Origin of the sequence: Winogradskyella sp. UBA3174 (genome assembly GCF_002364335.1) — a bacterium.
Lineage (GTDB): Bacteria > Bacteroidota > Bacteroidia > Flavobacteriales > Flavobacteriaceae > Winogradskyella.
In genome coordinates, this window is record NZ_DEXW01000004.1 from 23218 (window position 1) to 46380 (window position 23163).

The 23163-nt window shown below is 32.9% G+C and carries 16 protein-coding genes; 12 read left to right on the forward strand and 4 right to left on the reverse strand.

Features of this window, described 5'->3' with window-relative positions; genetic code table 11:
• Window positions 1–483: 483 nt before the first annotated feature.
• The 9 genes from B2U95_RS00195 to B2U95_RS00235 all read left to right on the forward strand — a co-directional run bounded on the left by B2U95_RS00195 (window position 484) and on the right by B2U95_RS00235 (window position 11989).
• Window positions 484–897, forward strand: a complete 414-nt coding sequence (locus tag B2U95_RS00195) for a response regulator (RefSeq protein ID WP_296311087.1) — start codon at window positions 484–486, stop codon at window positions 895–897.
• Entirely contained in the window at window positions 897–1436 is a 540-nt protein-coding gene (locus B2U95_RS00200; RefSeq protein WP_296311089.1) for a heme NO-binding domain-containing protein, read from the forward strand. The genes B2U95_RS00195 and B2U95_RS00200 overlap by 1 nt, the downstream gene beginning before the upstream one ends.
• Window positions 1436–4276, forward strand: a complete 2841-nt coding sequence (locus tag B2U95_RS00205; RefSeq protein ID WP_296311091.1) for a PAS domain-containing sensor histidine kinase — start codon at window positions 1436–1438, stop codon at window positions 4274–4276. The genes B2U95_RS00200 and B2U95_RS00205 overlap by 1 nt, the downstream gene beginning before the upstream one ends.
• Window positions 4277–4278: 2 nt before the next feature.
• On the forward strand, window positions 4279–5412 hold the full coding sequence (locus B2U95_RS00210) for an FIST signal transduction protein (protein WP_296311093.1): 1134 nt from the start codon (window positions 4279–4281) through the stop codon (window positions 5410–5412).
• Entirely contained in the window at window positions 5412–6458 is a 1047-nt protein-coding gene (locus tag B2U95_RS00215; RefSeq protein ID WP_296311094.1) for a sensor histidine kinase, read from the forward strand. The genes B2U95_RS00210 and B2U95_RS00215 overlap by 1 nt, the downstream gene beginning before the upstream one ends.
• 4 nt (window positions 6459–6462) lie before the next feature.
• Complete coding sequence (locus B2U95_RS00220) at window positions 6463–6780, forward strand: Hpt domain-containing protein (RefSeq protein ID WP_296311095.1); 318 nt, start codon at window positions 6463–6465, stop codon at window positions 6778–6780.
• Window positions 6781–6791: 11 nt separating this feature from the next.
• Window positions 6792–7502 (forward strand): LytR/AlgR family response regulator transcription factor, encoded by a 711-nt coding sequence (locus tag B2U95_RS00225; protein WP_296311097.1) that lies wholly within the window; start codon window positions 6792–6794, stop codon window positions 7500–7502.
• A 312-nt stretch (window positions 7503–7814) separates the two neighbouring features.
• Window positions 7815–11051 (forward strand): ice-binding family protein, encoded by a 3237-nt coding sequence (locus B2U95_RS00230; RefSeq protein ID WP_296311098.1) that lies wholly within the window; start codon window positions 7815–7817, stop codon window positions 11049–11051.
• Window positions 11052–11194: 143 nt separating this feature from the next.
• Window positions 11195–11989 carry a DUF3050 domain-containing protein gene (locus tag B2U95_RS00235; protein ID WP_296311099.1) on the forward strand — a complete coding sequence of 265 codons (795 nt, stop codon included), beginning with the start codon at window positions 11195–11197 and terminating at the stop codon, window positions 11987–11989.
• 158 nt (window positions 11990–12147) lie between these two features.
• On the opposite strand, the gene B2U95_RS00240 is transcribed toward B2U95_RS00235, so the two are convergent.
• Entirely contained in the window at window positions 12148–14211 is a 2064-nt protein-coding gene (locus B2U95_RS00240) for a tetratricopeptide repeat protein (protein WP_296311101.1), read from the reverse strand.
• Between the two features lie 155 nt (window positions 14212–14366).
• Between B2U95_RS00240 and B2U95_RS00245 the strand changes: the two genes are divergently transcribed.
• From B2U95_RS00245 to B2U95_RS00255, 3 genes are read left to right on the forward strand one after another with little or no spacing between them, the layout of a single operon-like run.
• Window positions 14367–14648, forward strand: a complete 282-nt coding sequence (locus B2U95_RS00245; RefSeq protein WP_296311103.1) for an STAS domain-containing protein — start codon at window positions 14367–14369, stop codon at window positions 14646–14648.
• A gap of 31 nt (window positions 14649–14679) precedes the next feature.
• Entirely contained in the window at window positions 14680–16029 is a 1350-nt protein-coding gene (locus B2U95_RS00250) for an oligosaccharide flippase family protein (protein ID WP_296311105.1), read from the forward strand.
• A gap of 22 nt (window positions 16030–16051) precedes the next feature.
• Entirely contained in the window at window positions 16052–17278 is a 1227-nt protein-coding gene (locus tag B2U95_RS00255; RefSeq protein ID WP_296311108.1) for a glycosyltransferase, read from the forward strand.
• On the opposite strand, the gene B2U95_RS00260 is transcribed toward B2U95_RS00255, so the two are convergent.
• From B2U95_RS00260 to B2U95_RS00270, 3 genes are read right to left on the reverse strand one after another with little or no spacing between them, the layout of a single operon-like run.
• The gene (locus B2U95_RS00260; RefSeq protein ID WP_296311109.1) at window positions 17268–18785 is read right to left on the reverse strand and encodes a glycoside hydrolase family 2 TIM barrel-domain containing protein; all 1518 of its coding nucleotides are present in this window, start codon (window positions 18783–18785) and stop codon (window positions 17268–17270) included. The two genes, B2U95_RS00255 and B2U95_RS00260, sit on opposite strands and share 11 nt — an antisense overlap.
• Complete coding sequence (locus tag B2U95_RS00265; protein WP_296311111.1) at window positions 18778–19995, reverse strand: hypothetical protein; 1218 nt, start codon at window positions 19993–19995, stop codon at window positions 18778–18780. The genes B2U95_RS00260 and B2U95_RS00265 overlap by 8 nt, the downstream gene beginning before the upstream one ends.
• Entirely contained in the window at window positions 19995–23084 is a 3090-nt protein-coding gene (locus B2U95_RS00270; RefSeq protein ID WP_296311114.1) for a hypothetical protein, read from the reverse strand. Before B2U95_RS00270 ends, B2U95_RS00265 begins: the two co-directional genes overlap by 1 nt.
• Window positions 23085–23163 lie beyond the last annotated feature (79 nt).

Here is a 23163-nt window from a genome sequence, read left to right on the forward strand (position 1 = left end):
AATTTATTCATTAACTTAGGTTTATCAATATACATTTGTCTTTATATTAACTAAAGGCAGCATCAATATTATAAAACATATTTAAGTTATTATTTAAATTAAAAGAATTATTTTCTGGTGAAATTTTAATAAAAATTATAAAGCTTGATAATTCGAAAACGCTAAAAGGTGGGGATTAACATCAAGTGAACAATTACTTGCCAGTTTGAAACAGATAGAATTTATTAGTTTTTTTGAAAACCATAAAGATACTTTTAACGCGGATAGTTTCCCTTTGAACTTTTTAATAGAATTAGAGCATATAAAACATGCGTCTCAAATGAATGCTATTAGTTTCATTATGGACTAAGAATGTAATTCCCTAATTACCACTCGTCGACACTTAAGGGTTATTCGTCTACACTTAATTTGCTTTTAACGAAATATAATTTACATAATATGTAGTTAGTTTATTTTAATAGTTAATTCACAACATACCACCTCATGAGTAAAGCCCTTAAAATTCTTTTAATTGAAGACGACATTATAGAAGTCATGAAATTGGATAGAGTTATATCATCCTTGAAATTGAATCACCTAATCATTAAGGCCAAAAATGGAGAGGAAGCACTTGGGGTTTTACAGAAAAAGGAAATACTTCCTGATATTATTTTATTAGATTTAAACATGCCAAAAATAAATGGTATTGAGTTTTTAAGTATTTTGAAAACAGATGAAACACTTAAGTATATTCCAACTATTATTCTGACGACATCTAATAACCAAAAAGATTTGTTAGATTGCTATGAAATTGGGGTTGCGGGCTATGTAATTAAGCCATTGAAGTATGAAGATTATGTAGGTAAAATTGAGAAACTTCTCGAGTATTGGAGTATCAATGAGTTAATAAAATTATAATGAAAGGAATCGTTTTTACAGAGTTTTTAGAACTCGTTGAAGATAAGTTTGGATTGGAAATGGTAGATTATATTATCACAAATTCTGACTTAGAATCTGAGGGAATATATACTGCGGTAGGAACTTATAGTTTTTCTGAAATGTTACAATTGCTTAAGCACCTTAGCGAGAGAACACAGATATCCATAGACAACTTATTACTGGTTTATGGAGAACATTTTTTTAGTGTTGTAGAAAAGAGTTATCCTGGACTTTTAGGAGCTTATAAAGATCCAATTGAAATAATCTCATCTATTGAGCATCATATTCATATTGAAGTAAGAAAGATATATCCAGACGAAGAATTACCTACTTTCGAGGTCATCGAAAAGACAAATAATTCTTTAATAATGGATTATAAATCAAACAGACCAATGCATCATTTCGGATTAGGCGTAATGAATAAAACATTCGAGCATTTTAATGCTACAGCTGTTATTGCATTAGAGAAAATTAAGGAAGACGGAACAGAAGTAAGATTTGTAATACATAAAAATTAATGAGCCAAGAGGAGCTAGATATACTAAAACGTGCTCTTAAAAGAGAAAAGTCAGCTAGAAAAGCAGCTGAAACAATTCTTGAAGAGAAATCTAGAGAACTCTATAAAACGTCCCAAAAACTAGAACAGCTACTAGACGAAAAATCGTCTCAACTTCAAGGTATTTTTGAAAACATCGTTGATGCTTATGTTGTTATGGATATTAACGGAAATGTGCTTAAGTTCAATGAAGCAGCAACTAAACTTTTTGGTTATGATATTGATAAAGAAGCGGTTAATGTCATTGATCTTATATATAAAGAAGATTATCAATATGCGATGGGTTCTTATTTAGAGTTACAAACTAAAGGGTTTTTCAAAGATTACGAAGCTCGCATATATACTAAATCTGGCGAAATAAAATGGGTGCATATCAATGCGAGTATCGTTCTTGATAAGAATAAAGCACCAATTGCTGCACAAGGAATCGTCATAGATATTTCTCAGCAAAAAGCATCAGAAGAAAAATTTATTAAATCAGAAAGCAGATTATCTTCACTAATTCTTAACCTAGATAGTGGTGTTTTATTAGAAGATGAAAATCGTAAAATTATCTTAACGAATAAAAAATTCTGTGAGTTCTTTGATGTTCCTGGTGATCCCGAATTATTAAAGGGTCAAGATTGCTCTAACGCAGCAGAACAAAGCAAAGGATTATTCGATAACGAAGATGAGTTTGTGAAAAGAATTGACAACATCTTAGAGCATAAAAAGATGGTGCTTAGTGATGAGTTAACCATGAAAAATGGAAAAGTTCTCGAACGTGACTTCGTGCCAATTATTAAAGATAATGTTTATCTAGGACACCTTTGGGCGTATCGTGATGTTACACTTAAGAGGAAGTATCGTAAAAGTTTAGAAGCTCAAAAACAAAAGTATAGTAGTATTATTGCCAATATGAACCTTGGATTGGTTGAAGTGAATAATGAAGACGAAATCTTAATGATTAATCAAAGTTTTTCTGAAATGTCAGGTTATCTTGAAGAGGAACTTATAGGCAAAGCTGCTGGAGAAGTGTTTCTGGTAGATAAAGATTTTGATATCATTAAAACCGAAAATGTAAAACGTCAAAAAGGAATATCTAGTTCTTATGAACTTGAGGTAGAAATAAAATCGGGAGAGATTAGACATTGGCTTATTAGTGGAGCACCAAATTACGCTGATAACGGTAATGTTATTGGTTCAATAGGGATTCATTTAGATATTACAAATGCAAAACGAAATACGGAGTTAATCGAAGAACAAAAGCGAGAATTAGATGTTATTGTAAATAATTCACCAATAGGTATTGTTTTGACACAAAATGAACAAATTATCAAAACGAATTCAGCATTTCAAAAGATGTTGGGTTATTCTGAAGATCAGTTAAAAGAGTTAACCATAAAAGATTTATCATTACAAGAAGATTATCCAGAGTCTAAGGTTTTTATCGAGAAAATGAACAGAGGAGAAATTGATAATTTCACGGTCAATAAACGCTATAATAGGATATATGGATCTGTTATTTGGGCTAAAACAAATGTCAATGCTGTAAGAGGTAGCGACGGTAATATCAAATATCAAGTGGCTTTAATTGAAGATATTACGTCGGAAAGAGAAAAAACCTTGATTATTGATTTGATTAATAATATTATGAAATCTTTATTAGGTAAAACCAATATTAATGAGATTGCATGGGAAATCGTTAATCATATTGGTAATTACCTCGATTCACAAGATTGTGTGATTTACTTAGTGGATCATGATGACCAAACCCTAGAACAGGTTGCTGTTTATGGCAATAAATTAGGTAAAGATAATAAAATAGACAATAGGTTAATAATTCCAATAGGTGAGGGTGTTGTTGGAAACGTAGTTAAAACAGCATCCTCAAGAATTATTAAAGACACCTCTAAGGTGAATAGCTATATCGTTGATGATGAGCGGCGTTTTTCTGAAATAACTGTGCCTATAATAAGTAGTGGTCGCGTTATTGGAGTTATAGACTCTGAGCATAAAGATAAAAACTACTACACTCAAGAACATGTAAAAGCTCTAGAAAGTATCGCCAGTTTAGTGGCTATAAAATTGCGGACAGCATTAAATGTTAGACAGCGTAAACAAGCAGAAGTTAAAAATGAACAACTACGTATCAAATTAGAAAAGAGTAATGATGAACTTCAAGAATATGCGCATATCGTATCACACGATTTAAAGTCGCCATTGAGAAGTCTTAGTGCCTTAATTAGCTGGGTTAAAGAAGATAATTCTGGTAAGTTTGATGGCACGAGTTTGCAGAATTTTGATTTGATTGGTGCGACATTAGAAAGGATGGAACTTCTTATTTCTGATATTTTGACCTACTCAAGTATAGGCTCAGAAACTTTAAATAATCAAGAGGTAAATCTGAACCTTTTGGTTGATGATTTAAAGCAAATTCTATTTGCTCCAGAGCACATATCGATTACAGTATTAAATAAGCTTCCAACGGTAAAAGGTGATAAAACAAAATTACATCAGTTGTTTCAAAACCTTATAGGTAATGCTATTAAATTCAATGATAAAGACCAAGGACTTATTCAAATTAACGTGGAAGAGAAGAAGTCATTTTATCAATTCTCAATAAATGATAACGGTGTTGGCATTGATAAAATATATCATGATAAAATTTTTAAAATATTTCATTCACTTAATAAAAGTAAAGAGTGTACAGGTATTGGTTTATCAATAGTAAAAAAGATTGTCGATTTACATGATGGTGAAATTTGGTTGGAGAGTAAGCCTTCAGTAGGGACTACATTTTATTTCACATTAAAAAAGTAAGAATGAAAACAGTTCAATTAAGAAAACATAAATCTTCAGATTGGGAGTACCTTTCTGAAGCTATTGCGTTGCGAAACCCATTGGTTCTTGTTTTTGGCAATAGATATTTACTAGAAGATGATTCTATTTATAAACAATTACAGGATAAATTTCCTGATGGGCATTTGGTTTTTGGATCTACAAGCGGAGATATAACTGCAGATTTTGTAGATGAAGAAGGGATTACAGTAACCGCAATTGAGTTTGAAAAATCTCATTTCGAAATAAAAACGAGTAATGTATTACATAGAGATTTAGATAGTTTTCGTACAGGTAAAGACTTAGTTAATCAATTTTCAAAAGACGGGCTAAAGCACATTTTTGTAATTTCTGAAGGTAGTTTTATCAACGGAAGTCAATTGACAAAAGGCATGAATGCTGCAACAGACCAGAATTTATTAATTACTGGAGGACTTTGCGGTGATGCTGCGCGTTTTGAAAAAACAGTAGCGTCTTACAATGAGAACCCTAAACCAGGTGAAATTGTAGCTATTGGTTTTTACGGAGAAACATTCGAAGCTTCATTTGCTATACATGGTGGTTGGACCCCTTTTGGACCAGAACGTATTGTTACTAAATCAGAATCGAATGTATTATTTGAGCTAGATAATAAGCCAGCATTAGATTTATATAAAAAATATTTAGGTGAGAAGTCTAAAGAGTTACCAGGTGCTGCCTTATTGTATCCCTTAAATGTGAAGTCTCAATACGAAAAACAATCGTATGTGCGTACCATCTTAAATATAGATGAAGAAAAAAACACAATGATTCTCGCTGGTGACATTCCAGAAAATTCTAAAGTACAGCTCATGATGACCAATGTAGATAACATTGCAAATGCATCAGAATTAGCTGCAAAACAAGCTTTAGAGAAAAGAAAGAATAAACCACAGTTGGCTTTGCTTGTGAGTTGTATTGGTCGAAAATTAGTTTTAGACCAGCGTGTGGAAGAAGAAATTGATGAAGTGGTTTCTGTGATAGGAGACGACACAACCTTTTGTGGCTTTTACTCTTATGGCGAAATTGCACCTTTTAACTTAGAAATTAATTGTCAATTGCACAATCAAACCATGACAATAACCTTAATTAGCGAATAATGCCAACCTTATTAAAACGCCAAATAAGAAAATATTTAAACAAAGACTTAGCCGAAAGTAAGGACTTTGAAAAGTTCTTAGATGCTGTAAGTAGATCCTATACAAATTATAATGAGCAATTTGTGATGCAGCAACGTGCTATGACCATTAGTTCTAATGAGTTGTTTGAGGCCAACCAGCAGTTAAAGAATGAAGCTATATCACAGCAAGAGGTTATAGATAAATTAAAGCATGTCGTTGAAACCCTTAAATTTTACAAATTACCAGAACGACAAAACACGGATCATACTGACTTAGATAGTTCTAAGTTGGTCGATTTTATAGATAATCAAACCACCGAAATCGTAAAAATAAATCAACAACGAGAAAAACTGCTTGGTGAACTAGCGCACCAAAATCAAGAGTTGAGTGATTATGCACATATGGTATCTCATGATTTAAAATCACCTTTACGAAGTATTGATACATTGACCGCGTGGTTAAAAGAAGATTATAGAGATAAATTAGATGCCAATGGCAACAAAAATTTAGACCTTATTAGAAATAATGTTGAAAAAATGGATACCTTAATAAACGGTATTTTGGAGTACTCAACAATCGGTAAAAATCAAATTGACGCCTATGATGTTAATTTGAACACGCTAATAGAGGATATTTTGAATAGTATCCAAGTACCAAACCATATAGAAATCTCTAAAACGAATTTGCCAATTATTAAAGGCGATAAATACAGATTGCAACAGTTGTTTCAAAATTTGATTGATAATGCGATTAATCATAATGATAAATACAAAGGTCAGATTGAAATTGGTGCAGATGATAAAGGTGAGTTTTGGGAGTTTTGTGTTGCAGATAATGGTAAAGGTATTGACAGCGCTTACTTTGACAAAATATTTAAAACGTTTGAAACTTTAGAAAGTAACGTGCAATCAACGGGTATTGGTTTGTCTATCGTGAAAAAGATTGTCAACTTATATGGTGGAACTATTTGGTTAACTTCGGGAATTGGTCATGGCACAAATTTTTACTTCACTATAAAAAAATAATATAATGGAGCAACCAAATTTATCTTACATTGAAAGTATGTCTGGCGGCGACAAGGCTTTTGAACAGAAGTTGATTGATATCATAAAAGGCGAATTTCCGGAGGAAAAAAAAGTCTATTTTGAAAACAGTGCTGCTAAAAACTATAAACTTACAGCAGAGAATGTTCATAAACTTAAACATAAAATTAGTATTTTAGGCCTAGAGAAGAGTTATGAGGTTGCGGTAGCATTCGAAAACAATTTACTAGAGGGCAGTATAACACTTCAAGACGAATTCGAAGCTATTTTAATAAACATGACTAATTATTTGCAACAGTTATAATTAGGATTTACATGAATTGTATTATTATCGATGATGAAGCAACGGCAAGAGTTATAATAGGTCAATTGTGCTCAAACGTGCCTAGTCTAAATGTTTTAGAGGAATTTCCGAATGCAATTCAAGCTATAAAATATTTAAATCAGAATGAGATTGATTTAATATTTTTAGACATTCACATGCCAGACTTTACAGGTTTTGACTTTATAGATACCATCAAAAATCCACCAAAAATCATCCTTACTACTTCAGATCCAAATTTTGCGATTCAGGCATTCGGGTACGACTGTATTGTAGATTATTTATTAAAGCCTATAACACCTGAGCGTTTTGAAAAAGCTATTGATAAGGCAGAAGCGATTAAATTAAATATACCAGAAGACAAAATATCAAGTCAAGTAGAGACTAGTTCTGGTAATGACCTTTATGTTAATATTGATAGACGTTTAATAAAAATAGATATCCCAAGTATTTATTTGATAGAAGCTAAAGGTGACTATATTCAAGTGAAAACTGAAAATCAAAATTATACAGTACACTCAACACTTAAGAAAATTGAAGATAAGTTACCTAAGGACTTGTTTTTAAAAATACATCGCTCATTTATTATTAATGTTGATAAAATCATTGATATAGAGGATAATAGTGTGCTTATCAAAAAAGATATTATTCCTGTAAGTCGCTCTAATAGACCAGAATTAATGAAGCGTCTTAACCTGCTTTAAAATCATTCATCGACATGTAATTGCTATTCAATGAATCCTATGGTTTATCTAATGAACATCTATTTGTAGCACAATAATTCACAGTATATTTGACCCAAACTTCATAATATAATGGTTTGTGATTAACAGTATAAGGCGAGGCAAGAGAGACATCTTTTGCCTTTTTTGATATTAATATGGTTTGTAATTATAGTAAAAAAAACCATTCGACGATAGTAAGTTGTTTTCTAACGCTAGGGCCTTTATGTCAATCGAAAATTCAAAAACAATCCTTAATGTTAGTATACTTTTGTTACATAAATATATGATGTCATGAAAAAAATATTACTATTAATTGTTGTTATCTCACATAGTTTTAGTGTGATAGCTCAAAGTGGAACACCACTAATAGATTTTGATTTTGGCTCTGCAGCTGATTTTATACTGTTTACTGGAGCTGGAGCAGTAGCCAATACTGGAACTTCTGCAATTACAGGTGATGTTGGTTCACACGCAGGTGCGATAGCTGGTTTTGGGTCTCCTACAGTTTTAAATGGTACTATAGAAAATGCCAATAGCATTACTGTCAACGCTACTATAGATTTAGCAGCAGTTTGCGTTCAAATTCAAAATGTAACAGCAAATATAACAGATCATAGTGCCATTTATGGAAGTGTAGCTGGGGAGACTATTTATCCCGGAGTTTATTCTTCTCTAACAGCAGTAGCTATTACTGGAACTCTTATATTAGATGCCCAAGGGGACCCTAATGCTCAATTTATTTTTAAAATTACGGGAGCGCTTAACTCAGTTGCTGGAGCTACAGTTGTTTTGACTAATGGTGCCTCGTCTGATAATGTGTTTTGGATTGCTGTTGGGGCAGTTGCTTTGGGGGCAAACACCACTATGGTGGGTACGGCTATAGCTTATCCTGGAGCAGTGTCACTAGGAGCAGGTGGAGCTTTTGATGGAAGATTTTATTCTACTATTGGAGCCATAGCAATTGATACTTCAGTTGGGGCAATTCCTTTAGGTAGTCCATTTTATGATAGTCCATTTAATTGCGATTTAAATGCGTACTTATTTCAAGATAACGACATCTATACTATTGATTTAGCATCAGGGAGTTCATATCAATTAGCGGCAGATGTCACACCAGGAAATATAAATGCAGCAGCATATAATCCTGTTGATGGTTTTATTTGGGGATCATTATCGACGCCAGAGAAAACGATAGTTCGTATTGGTGAAAACTTTAGAACAAGAACGTATTATGTCGATGAATTACCAACAACTGTAAGGGATGTAGGTGATGTGAGTTCAAACGGAATCTATTATCTTAAAGGGGATGGAACAACGTATTATAAAATTGATTTAAATCCAGAATCTGTGAACTATACACAGCATCAGGCTACAGAAACCTTATCTATAGACATAAGTATTGATGATTGGGCTTTTAATGCTGTTGATGGATACATATATACAGTAGAAAAGAATACAAATATTTTATATCGTATTGATCCTTCCAACGGTAATGTGCTAGCGCTAGGTGAAGTGCCAATTTTGACAGGGTCAACCTATACGTATGGTGCAGTCTACTTTGATTTGTCGGGTCGTTTTTATGTGTCAGCAAACCAAACAGGAACCATATATGTAATTCAATCGGTTCAAACTATTGACACTGTTGAAGATATTGATTCTAATCTGTTTGCTTTCGGACCATCAAGCTCAAGTAATGATGGCGCACGTTGTCCAACAGCACCAGTATTACAAGAAATTTGTGATAATGGTATTGATGATGATGGTGACGGACTTATAGATTGTGAAGATCCTTCTTGTTCAGGTTTTGGAATATGTGATGTTATTGCATCGCCAACATCGAGCTCTAATTCTGGAGGCTTAGAAAGTAACAGTAGATTGTCTGAGCAAATTAATGCACGTAATTTTAAAAGAGCAAAAGCAGGATACACGTTCGATGCAGCTACTTCACCACGAATAGAAAGAGGATTGATGTATGCTAGTAAAAGTTCAAATTCTAGTTTTATATTACAAGATTTTGTGCCATTAACCACTATAAATGAAGATGAAGCTGTAGAAGCAACGCCATCAGATTTAATTGGTATTACCAATGCTACTGATATCTACGCTGTAGATTACTTAAAAAATAATAGTGCAGTTGCTTCAGTTTTAGTTTTAAAAACCGAAAATGGAGTTTACGAGCACACCAAATACATTTGCGATCGTTTGTTAGGTGCAGAATTAATCTCAGTATCTACAATAGATATTAGCGAGCAACAATTTATAAAATCGATTATTAAAAACGAAGACGGCACGTTCGAGTTTGTACTGAGTTTATCTGCTAAAGTTGTAAATAATGATGCTAACTTCGCTATAGAAAGCCACTGGAATATAGACCAATACGAAGAAAATGTTACTTTTTATAATTTCCAGATTTGGTCTAATACTATTGATGATTTATATGTCTTAGGACAAGAGGTTTTAAATTTACTAAACATAGAAAAACCAATTTCAAGTTATAACAATTCAACGCCACCATCGGTATTTGTTAGAAAAGGAAAATACATAGACGGAGGTTTAGATTTGCAAATTATAAACACAAACGGAACACAAAGTGTTGCCTTAGACGCTGGTTTTAGAGCCACAGAAACGGAAGATTTTAATAATCTCAATTCTACCATTAATTTAAATGGGCAATACATCACTAATCTAACGGTTGAGACAGGGAATTTATTCGATATCGGATTTAGGATTGGTGATGGCATTGCAACACCAGACGATTTATTTATGTCAGATGGTCCATGGGGAATTGACGATTCGCAAACAGAAACCAACGTAAGTCTTTACAATGTCACTACCAATGATTTTGAGTTTGATACTAATGATTTCGCAATTGAGCGTAATGTAGACTTAAACGCAACAACAAGTACCTATGTCGCAGCATATAGAGCATTAACACCAAGGTTTAAAGCAGTAGATCTTGCAGAGTACAACAGCTTTAAATTTAGCGCAGAAGGTAATGGAAATTTAGAAATTACCTTTGTAAAGCAGAGCATTACCGATTGGGAAGCGCAGTTTAAAACAACAGTAACATTAACAAGTATAATGCAAGATTTTACAATAAATATTGATGACTTACAAAACAGTTTTGGTGATGATGCTGAGTTAGATGATGTCATAACGCTAGTTTTTACTATGGTGTCTGAAGACGGAACAATGATCTCAAAGTTAATGAGCTTAAATAACTTACGTTTCTCACAAACCACAACATTATCTGTAAGTGAGTTTATTAATGACGCAATAGTAGTAAAGGCGTTTCCAAACCCAATGACAACTTACATAACACTTCAATTTACAGCAAGCCAAAGCGAAACGGTACAGATTGTAATGTACGATCAGTTAGGTAAGCAAGTGTATAACAAATCTTATAACGCTGTGCTAGGTAAAAACAGCATCACCTTAAACAGAGAAAATTTAAGCACAGGCTTATATTTCTGTAAAATCGTTAGTTGTGAGTATAATTTTAATCCCTTAAAACTGATTATTAATTAATAACTTAAGTGTGCATTAGGCAAAAGAGCAATCTTTTGCCTTTTGTTGTTTGTGGTCTTATGAGCATATTTAAGATATAATATTAATTTCTGGCACATAGGATTTTTTCTTTTCGTCATCCAGGGTTATATTTGCAAAAAAAAATGAATAGAATACAAAACATAGAATACGAGATTTCTGAATTAAGAAATCAATTGAGAAATCATAAGCTTTATGAAAATTTAAATAATATCGATGATATAAAAACTTTTATGGAAAATCACGTATTTGCAGTATGGGATTTTATGTCACTTTTAAAAAATCTTCAAATAAATCTGACTAAAGTAAAAACGCCTTGGACACCACCAAAAAACCCAAGGTTGTCTAGGTTTATAAATGAAATTGTTCACGGAGAAGAAAGTGATATTAACGAAATAGGAGAACCTAAGAGTCATTTTGAAATGTACTTAGATGCAATGGTGCAGACAAATGCAGATACGAATGAAATAGATAAGTTTATAAAACTTATCGAATCAGGAAATTCAATCGAACACTCATTAAATGAAATGAATATTGACTCAAGAGTAGCTGATTTTGTTAAATTTTCATTTTCAATTATTAGAACAAACAAACCACATCTTGTTGCTTCTGCATTTACGTTTGGACGAGAAGATATTATTCCAGATATGTTTATAGAAATTCTTAAGAATTCAGAGTCTGAAAACAAATCTTATAACAAACTAAGGTATTATTTGGAACGCCATATTGAATTAGATGGGGATGAACACGGACCTATTTCTCTAGAGATGATTGAAGAACTATGTAAAGATGATGACCTAAAGTGGAAAGAAACATTAACTGTTGCTAAGCAATCTTTAGAAAAAAGAATTAAGCTTTGGGATGCGATTTGTGATTTAATTCAAATTAAAAAGTTAGCATACAACACCGTTTCTAATTAATTACTTGGTGCTAAACTAATTGCGAAAGTAGCTATGTCATTTCTTGCGCTCGTGTCCACTTGAATTTCCTCTCTGTGATTTGTTTGCTTAATTAGTTACTTAAGCACGTAAAACCCGAGCAGAGAGAACAGGCGAGGCAAACCGTACACAAAACAGTTCTACTTCCTGAAAACTGCCTTATTCAAAAACGTCCACTTAAAACGTAAGCCAACTTCTGTAAAGGTGAAGCCAGCAGCAGTAGCTGAGGCAATATTACTATGGGTTCCATAAACATTTAATAAACTACGCTTAGAGAACTTATACCCAAATGCACCTTGAAAACGGTACGTACTTTGTTTCTCATCATCTTCAATGAATTGGTAACCATAAGCAGCTGTTAAATTATAAAACCATTCTTTTGGTTTTGCGCTGTCTTCATTTTTAATGATGTTCATAAAGACTTCATAAACATTAAATTTTTCTGGACTAAAATAGATTGTTGGGACTTGGTTTTTAAATGTAATGTACTGGTAGTTTAAACCTGCTTTTAGAGACGGATTTGGTAATAGATTATAGTACAATGATGTATATAATAAGTTTCTAGTGTTACCATCGTTTTGCGAGGTGTGCATCACTTGTGTAAACCAACCTAAGTTAAAGTTAGTACTGAGGTTATAGTTGGCGTAAAAATTATTTTGTACGAGTTCGCGATCTAATAAATCAGCATTAAAGCTCTCTATTTGGCGCTTATACCCAATATCTAAAGTTTGTAGTTTAAATGATTTAATATTAAAAGAGACATCTATTAAGAGTTGCGTGTAGTCTGTTGTTTCGGCTTTTGCAGAACTAATCCCAGCAGTTCCTTTAAAGGTGATACTTGGAATGAGTTGGTAAGCTAAACCTAAAGACAGATTGTGAGCATTTGCTGTATTATCTGTAACTGTATTATTTGTAGTTCTGTAATTGTAATTACCTAAGAGACTAAATTTAGTTGATAAAGGAAAGGCCACATTGTTGTTAAAGGCAAAAGCTTTGTTATTGCCATTATCAAATGTATGGGCTCCACTAGCTTCTATAGTTGGTGTAAAGCTAATATCCATTTTATTAATAAAGTTAACGGCATCTTTTTGGTTGTCGTAAAACTTAAGTGTGTTTTCTGCTGAGGAATAAGCATCGTCATAACGGCCTAATGCTTTTAAGACATTCGCTTTCCCTAAGTTACCATCAAAAGAAGTGCTGTCGTTTGCTAGTATTTTGTTATAATCGCTTAAACTCTTTTTAAAATTACTCTTGTAAATGTTTAAGGTAGCTCGTAATGCTAAAACCCAGTTTTCGTTTGGTTTCTTTTCTGCCAACGTATTAATTAGGTTGGTAGCCGCTTTGTATTTTTTATTCCAGATTAAAGCTTGTGCATAACGCTCTGTTGTTTGTTGTGTAATTGTTGTATCGGTAGTTTCGTTTAGAGTTTCATAAGCCTGTGTACTTATCTCTAAGGCCTTTTTTTCTTTTTCGTTTAAATGTTCAACTAATGCCAAACCATTTAAGGCTACAATTTTATGTTCTGGTTGTTCGGCTAATCTATTATATGTGACTTTTGCGCTATCGAACTTATTCCATATTAAGTACAAATTGGCGAGATTTAATAAAGTGTCTTTATCGTCACCAAATACTTCGAGATTCTTAGTTAAAAGTAACTCTGCGTTATCATAGTTTTGGGATTGCTGGTTCTGGTATGCATAACCTAAATAGATATACTTTTTAGAAGTCATTGCATTTGGGTTGCCAGGTAAAACTTCTAGCGCCTTATTTACATAGATAATTGCATTTTCATATTCTTTTAGATTAGAAAGTGTGTTTGCAAAACCTAATAGCGCAGGGAAACTTTTAGGGTCTTCGGTAACGAGTCCATTATAATAGAATTTGGCAGTTATGAAATCTGAGTTCCATAATAAAGACTCTCCATAATTAAGCTTCACTTCAAAATCATTTGGATAATCATTTAGGAGACTAGTAAATAAATTGTTTGCTTTTTCAGAATTACCATTTAAACCAACAGCACGTCCATAACAAAGTCTTGCCGTCTTATTATCTGGATAGTCTTTTAATATCGTAATAAAGAAAGACTCTGCTTGTGCATACTTTCTGGTTTCTAAATAGGTAAAGCCTTCCTTCATGTTTTGAGCTGTTACGCTAAAAACAATTAAGAAAAAGCTAATGTTTATGGCTAATTTTAAAGTATTCATATCTGTTTTATTTTACCTACTACAAGTTACGGAGCATTAGTCCTCCATTCATCTACAGCAACCTGCTATCCGTCGAAATATAAGGAGCATACATGGAAAAACACTTGATATTTGCGTCAGATTTAAACGAGTAACCATTAAAAAACAACAAAATTATGTCACTTACAATTAAAGAAAATAACAACGTATTTACAGTAGAAGGTTCAATCAATGCAAACACTGCGCAAAACTTTCAATCACATTTTGAAATGCTATTAAATGCATTTGGAGAATTAACAATTGATATTGAAAATGTATCAGAAATTGATGCTAACGGATTAGAAGCAATAAGAGTTTTACATGATAACGCTCTAAATTATAACAGAGGCTTTTTTATCTTAGGAAACACTTACAAAGATATATATGATGAATTGAGATACACTGAAGTTGCCGTATAAAACAATACACTAAAAACTAAGACGAAACATCATGCAATTATTAACAGCAATTAAATCAAAAAAGTTATCACCAGAACAATTATTTATGATAAGCGTTTTGGCTGTAAACGGAGGCAACTATCTATACAATGTAGTTTTAGGTCGTCTATTGGGACCTGCAAAGTTTGCTGATGCCGCAGTGCTTATTACCTTTTTATTAGTACTGTCATTTATGGCGATGACATTTCAATTGGTAACTGCTAAATTCTCAGTATTATTTGAGAATAACATCTTTACAAGTTTTATCGCTAAAGTCTATAAGCAAGCTTTTGCAGTTGGTATTGTATTAGGAGTCTTAATTATTGTTTTTGCAGAACAATTAAAGGCACTTTTTAATACGGAGTCGTCAACCATGTTTATCATTTTTGGTTGTGGAGTGCCTCTTTACTTTTTAATGAGCGTCAACAGAGGTGCATTTCAAGGAAAGAAAGCGTACAAGTCTTTATCAATTACGTATCAAGGTGAAATGTTAAGCAGATTATTGATCACATTGGGTCTCATTCTGTTGTTTAATATTCTGTCGTCAGCAGTCATCGCAATAGGAATTGTAGCATCTTTTGTTTTTGGTTTATTTCCTTTTAAATTTAAGCAGATCAGTTTTAATACATCTATTCCTTTAGAAGAGAAGTATAGTAAACAAATTAAAAACTTCTTTTTACTAACCGCTTTTTATGAACTCACACAAATCATCATTAATAATAGTGATATCTTATTAGTAAAACATTATTTCGATGCTCACGAAGCAGGTTTATATGCTTCATTAGCTTTAATAGGTCGCATGGTTTACTTTATCGCTTGGATGTTTGTGATGTTGCTTCTTCCAGCAGTGGTAGAATTAAAGAAAGAAGGCAAAGAAACGGCCTCTATATTATTTAAGTATGTATGCTATATTGCCATAATATCTATTAGTATAATATTAACCTGTTTATGTTTCCCAGAGTTAATAATAAATATTCTTTTTGGAGAACAATACCTCTCTATGGTACCTTTATTATGGAAGTATGCCATGGCAACCTCGATGTTCGCCATCTCAAATATTTTTGCCTATTACTACCTATCATTAGATAAATATGTACCCGTAATTATTTCTGGTGTCTTTGGTATGCTGCAAATGGTATTGGTTATATTTTATCACGATTCGTTAGCGCAAGTAGTACATATGCAAATCGTAGCAATGATTTTATTATTAGTGATTCAAATAGGTTTCTTTATGTTCGACTCTAAAGGCAACAAAAAGCCTAAATCTAAAGTAAGCTACCATTCATCTACAGCAAAAAGTAACCCGTCTAAGTACAACGATTTTAGTCAAATAGATAACGCAAATTTGTACTGTAAATACTAATAAACGATAAATAACATACATCATGAAACTAGCAATTGTAACTGCATATCCGCCAAGTAAAGTCACCTTGACCGAATATGCATACCATTTGGTAAAGCAGTTTAGACAAAACCAAAACGTCACAGAATTAATCTTATTAACGGACAGAACAGAAGGAGCGAAAGATATTCAGTTTGCGGAAGCGGGTTGTAAGGTTACGGTAACGGAATGTTGGTCTTTTAATAGTTATAAGAATATTTTTTCAGTAACAAAAGCAATCAATAAAACAAAACCAGACTCGGTATTATTCAACTTGCAATTTATGAAGTTTGGTGACAAGAAAGTAGCAGCAGCCTTAGGCTTAATGTTACCATTAGTATGCAAGCTAAAGAAGATTCCTAATATAGTTTTATTACATAATATTCTTGAAGAAGTAGATTTAGGAAGTGCAGGTTTTACATCAAATCAGTTAATGCAAAAAATTTACGGGTTTATTGGAACATCATTAACAAAATTAATTCTTCAATCAGATAGGGTTGCTGTGACAATGCAAAAGTATGTTGATGTTTTGGAAGTGAAATATTTAGCGACAAATGTAAAATTGATACCACACGGAACTTTTGAGATTCCTGAAGAACCAGATTACACCTTACCAGAAGGTCCATTACAAATTATGACCTTTGGGAAATTCGGTACTTACAAAAAAGTAGAGGGAATGATTGAAGCGGTAGAAATCGTAAGAACTAAAACAGGTTTAGATTTAGAAGTAGTGATTGCAGGAACAGATAATCCAAACGCACCAGGCTATTTAGCAAAAGTAGAAGCTGATTATAAGCATGTGCCTAAAGTACGTTTTACAGGTTATGTAGAAGAGGAAGATATACCAATTATATTTAATGAAAGTGCAGTAGTTGTATTTCCGTACACATCTACAACAGGAAGCTCTGGAGTGATGCACCAAGCAGGAAGTTATGGAAAAGCTATAGTGATGCCATATTTAGGCGATTTAGCATTATTAGTACAAGATGAAGGGTATCAAGGTGAATTCTTTGAGCCTACAAATGTAGAAAGTTTAGCCTCAGCTATAGAAGCAATTGTAACCAATGAAACACATAGATTAAAGTTAGCGAAGACGAACTATAAAGCGGCAACAGTGCATCCAATGTCACAAATCGCTCAACTATATATAGAAACGTTTCAACATATTATAGATGGAAATCGCGTTGTTAACCTTGAAATTAATAGCTCAACGCATAGAGTTATTCTTTAGAAATAAATTTAAAAGAAGGCTTTTGTATCCCATTTTCATCTATAAATCCAAAGTGCTTTTGAGCATTTTGGCGCCAAGGAAGTCGCCCAACGACTTCCTTTGGTATTTTGTCAAAATCGTATAAGGTCCAAGACATAAAAGGAATATCGTTTTTAGTAAAAACAGATTGAATGGTTTTATGATACGCGGCTTGGTCGTCTTCAGAATTACCAAATGGATTCCATAAACCACTATATGATGATACACCATATTCTGAAATAACAACAGGTTTATCTGGTATTTTAGTTTTTAAGGCTCTATAGGTGGCATCAAGTTCCTCTAACGCTTCATAATAATGAAAGGATACGAAGTCTAGTTTATCTTTTAAAATATTAGCACTTTGGGCATTAGACCAGCCAATAGTCACCGCATGATTTGGATCTTGAGATTTTACAAAATCAATCATTTTATCTAACCAAGCGGTTACGAGTTTTTCACCACGTGATTCAAAGTCTAAATTAGGTTCATTTTTGATATCCCAAAAAGATAAAGCTTTGTGATCTTTTAATGCATTTACAATAACTTTAGCATGGCGTTGCGTAAGCGTCCAATCTAAAACAGAATAATCGCCATAGAAATCAAAAAGCGTTACCATCACTTTTAAGTTTTTAGCTTCTGCAATGTCTAGTAATTTAAGAAATTGATCTAATTGCGTTGAATCTACACTAGATTTCCCAAAACTATCATAAGGCACAAAAACTCTGATACTATTTAATCCTGAGTCCCTAATTATATCAAAATCTGCAGTAATAATTTTAGTATCAAAGCTGTCACCAAACATGTCCCAAGGATTTACTTGCGGATAGTAATTAATACCTGTTATTTTTGAAATTTTTATAGGTGGGTTACCTTTTTCTTTTGCATACGGTTCACTATCAATCTTAACCAAATGACGAATTCTCCAAAATCCATCTTCTAATAAAAGCGTCACTTTATAACTTGACTTTTCCGTCACTTCAGTGATTAGTTTTTCACTTTTATAGATGCGCTTAAATTCTATAACATCATGATCTGTTAAAACGGCAAGTTGGCCATCTTCACTGAAAAATTCGAGACTTGGATGGTGTTCTAAAGTCGTAGCTTCAATCGTAGTTTTATTCTCAGTATTAATGGCTATAATATTAAAAATATTAGCTCTTGCACTTTTGGTGTAATAGTCATCAATACCTTGTTTTGTATTGGTTTTATAAGCTACATATTTTACATACCAAGCATCTAAGTAGTCATTTTCTATCTTAGAAAGGGTTTGCTCGTCTATAGGTCTCCCTTCGTTATCTAAAGGTGCCCATTGTAATTCCGGAAGATATTGATCGACTTGTTTAACTTCAGTATGTAACATTTTACTACGATCAGCACCTGTGTTGAGGTAACTGTATAACGCTCCAAAACCGTAAATTACCAATGTAATGATGATCACATAAGACAACAGAAGTAAACTTCGTAATATGTTCGTATTCGTTTTACTCATAGCTCATGTCACTAAAGGTTTTAGTCATTCCTGCGACTTTTATTTCTAAATTATAATTGCCTTTTGGAAAACGATCTGTATTTAAATGAAATTTCGTCTTACCATTAAATGAACTTTCAATAAACTGTTCTTGTAATAAACCGTCTTTATAAATTAATAAGTTTACTTGGAGTCCGTCGGGTGCGCGCTGACTCATAAAACTCTTTAAAGGCCCTATGTTTATCGTTCTTTTATCTTCAGAAAATACAACATCAAAATCAGAAATGGCTTGTTTATAATCTAATTCTATTTTATTACTATTGGCCATGCCTTCAACATAAGCTTTTATGGACCATTGCTCTTCATGATCGGGATGCAGTAGTTCTGCCACTGCAATGCCATTAATTGTCAGTCCAGAAGTTTTAGATTTATAGCCGTCTTTATTGGTTATAAAAAAGGTGACGAACGTGCCGTCACTTACATTATTACAATAGCGATCTTTAATAACAGTTGTTTTAAATGTGGTGATTTGATTCCCATCTGCATAATCATGAATGCGTTCTGCATTGATTTCAAAATTTGTGGGAATTGCAGGTACTACATTTACATCGTATTCTTTTGAGTTTAATTCTAAAACTTCTGAGCTGATGAGTATGCGGCCACTTTTTGTTTCAGAATAGATGTTTCTATACCCAAAACCATGCTCAGTAAATACATCTGAAGTATTTTGATTCACTAAAAATTGACGCTTTATCTCAACTTTAGTGCTATCTATAAGTGGATTGTCTAAGTCGTCCGTTGGAATAATAACGAGCATCGTAAAATCAGTTCCACCTGCTTCAATACTTGGTGGGCCTAAATAACTCTCAATAGTTTTAATGCTTGTTTTTGGTTTTATATTAACCTGACCTGTAACTTCTGTTTTATCTGATATTAATTGCCAATTTAAAATACCAGATTTCTTGGAAACGGATTTTGGAATCGAAAAGCTGAGTTTAGTGTTTGTTGCAATAGGATTTAAAACTACAGATCCATAAGAGTTGGAACAGTATAAATAAACATCAGCGTTACCGCTAAATAAGAATTTTAATTCAATAGTATCTCCAGCAGTGAATGTGCTTTGTTTTGAAAGTGATTTATAGTAACTGGATGCCTCACTGATCTGCAATGCAACCGTCGTTGAGATTAGAAGAATACAAAGGATCGATATGTATAGATACTTAAGTGTCATTAATTAGGATTTCCTATATAAGTGTTGATTTCTAGTTTTACAAATTTATATATGGGGTGATGTATAGCTTGTAATTCTTCATTGTTATGGTTGGTAATTCTATCAGTGACTATTTTATCCGAGATATGTTCATTTGGCAAACCGTTTACAAAACAATTACTCATATCATCATTAATAATGCGAACTACTTCATTGGTTAATAGTGGATATTGAAAGGCTTGTTTTCTTTGTTGACGAATCCCTTCTTTTATAAATAGGTGATCGACCCAAACTAAATTTTTATTCGCGTCGTAATAAGAGACTAATAACTGCGGAATTGTAACTTCCTCTGTTCCAACGTTAAAAAGACTTCCAGAAATATGTTGCTCATTAATATCTGATATCGATACCGTTGTGCTTTTAAATAAATCCGAACCTGAAACATTACCTGCTGCTTGTAGGTTAAACTTCGTCGGTTGCTCTTCTAATTCAATAGGTGTAAATTCATCGGGATTAAAAGTCTTCGGAATTGAGTCTTGTGTTTTTGACCAGGCAATACCTTCAAAATTAATCCTAAAAGAACTCACTTCCTTTGGCATTAATTTATGGTTGACATGGTATTTAGCATTGTAAGTGGCCAGCATTTTATTTTCATCATTGTAGAGTGTGCCTTTTAAAACCACATCAGCAGGCACGTTATCTATATTCTGAATTTCACCAACAATAGCGTAATGATTTTCAAACTTCACCAGTTTAGCGTTGAGTACTTCTAATACAGGTTGCTTTAAAACATCTTCGTGATGGGTTTGTTCTGTGGTAATGCGTCGTCGGCCTTGGTTGAAATAATTAGTGGTATTACTAGAGTATAACTGGTCAGGCGGAATATCTAAATCAATAGCTTCGGGTTGTATAAACCATTTATTGTTAATCTTAACCAAGGTCTTATAATACGTTTTCTTTATTTTTTCGAGTGGTGTAATCCAATCTGTAAATACTTTTAAACTTGCTAAACTATCAGTCTGGCTAATGGTTTCTGTAGTGATAGCGTCAAGTTTAGCATAAGAACTTAGCAAACCATCTGTAACTGATATCTCGAGCATATACTGAGAAATAGATAAGTTGCTTTTTGGATTGATTAGGTTATGAGCTTTTTTAAATTCTTTAAAATCTAAGGCATCATAATAAGCGAGTATTGCATTTTCTGGTGAGTGATGCGATTCATTTTTAATGTAGAATAGATAAACACCATAACCAATTGTAAGGGCTATAATGATGGACCATACATGTGTTAATTTTAAAACACCACGCGAGAACTTAGTATAATTGTTCTTAAAGTTTAAGTAGGCTGGTAATGGTTTGTTTTTAGTTTTTAAAAGCCTAATGAGAAGCATTTGTATGTTTAAAATAAAGGCAACTAAAACTGTTAAAAAGGGCATAACTCCCCATAGTATTTTTTGCCAAGTGCTCACATCTTCTTTTGGCAGTATTGACGAAAGTGGTGGTACATTTAGTTTTTTCCAAACCATGATACCGTTTTCTAATTGTCTTAAACGTTGCCAACCGCAGAAGTACAAAATAGGATCGTAAAACTTATCGTTAGAAAAAATGTATTTAAAGTTATATTTCTCGGGAGTGGTTAAAAATTGTTGCAAGGATCCTATCCCTTCAATACCTTTAAATTTAGAATTCTCTAAACGCTCAATTGGTCGTGTCGTTAATTCTGGTAAGCGTCTTGCGGAATGATAATTACCATCTACAGACATAGCTTTAGTCTGTGCAGACAACCAAGCCATTTGATCTCCGAAACCTAAAGTCATATATCTCCAGTGATCGTGCTGATCTTGATTCAGAAAATTAACTATAGGTAGCATTTTAATTTGTTGTGGCTGTGATGGTTTAAAATAACTTAGACTCATGGTAAAAATAGTCATGAACAAAAATAAACCAGCCAAAATACCACCTGTTAATCTGTGATATATCGCTCCAAACTTATTTTGAATAAGCGTTTTAAGATCACCTTCAACGAAACGATAAACAAACTCACCAAACAAAGGCAGAGACATTATGGAAGCCCAAAAGGTAAAACGGTCTAAGGTTAAAATATTGAATGCTGTTTCGCCAAGGACTAGTCTAGGAATTGGAGATGTGTCTCCAGTTCCTAGTATAAAAAGGATGGTTATAGATAGTCCGAAAAACAAATAGCGTTTACTGTAAAATCTATAGAATATGTATGGTAGTATTATGAGTAAAATCCCCCAAGGAATTAAAAAGAACACCAAACCAGATGAGGTAATCTCTAAAAAATTATCTCGAGAGCCATGAGGTATTGGTATTTGTGTAATTGGGTTGTTTTTTGAGTTAATCCAATATGGTAAAATACAGCCTATTATAATGACTAAAGATAGTATGCCAAAACTAATAATACGTTTAAAGAGTTTAAAGAAACTGCTTAAAAAGACTTTAAATGTAACAGCCTTCATTGAATCTACTTGTTCTCTAGAATGATCCATAATCACCATACCTATTAATGGAAATATAAAGAAGATAATTCCGAATATAGGTGTAACATGATGTGAAGTAACGGTTACAGCAATTAAGGATAATGAAGTTGCTAAATAGCACCATTTACCTGTTTTGAGCCACAAATAAATTTCTGGCAATGAATGCATAAGAACAGAAATTCCAATGATACTTGGTAGCTGACCGAATATGTGGAGGGTTTCTACAAAAGATGATGAAAACACAGCTAATATAGCAGCATAGCCAGCAACAGTTTTATTGGAAGTAATTAATAGCGAGAATCGATAAACACCAGTAATAAATAAAACAACACTTATAAGTGCTACTGTAAACATCCCAAACTTTAAGCCTCCAATTAACGATAATGCAGCAATCGATTGGTGCACCAAAGGGGGATAACTCATTACAGTAAAACCTGTGTACCATTTATAGTTCCATGGCTCAAACCAACTACCAGCATAATGATCTGCAAAAAACAGATGAATAAGTGCATCGTAAGTGGTTTCTAATGTGAAAAATATAGACGTACCATGAAATGCTATACCAATTAATAAGGCAACTATTAAATATTTATTTGACGTGTTTTTCATGTAAAACCTTGATAATATGATCACCACTGTAAATATATATAATTTAAATAGTGGTACAATTTTTAATTAACTACAGCTA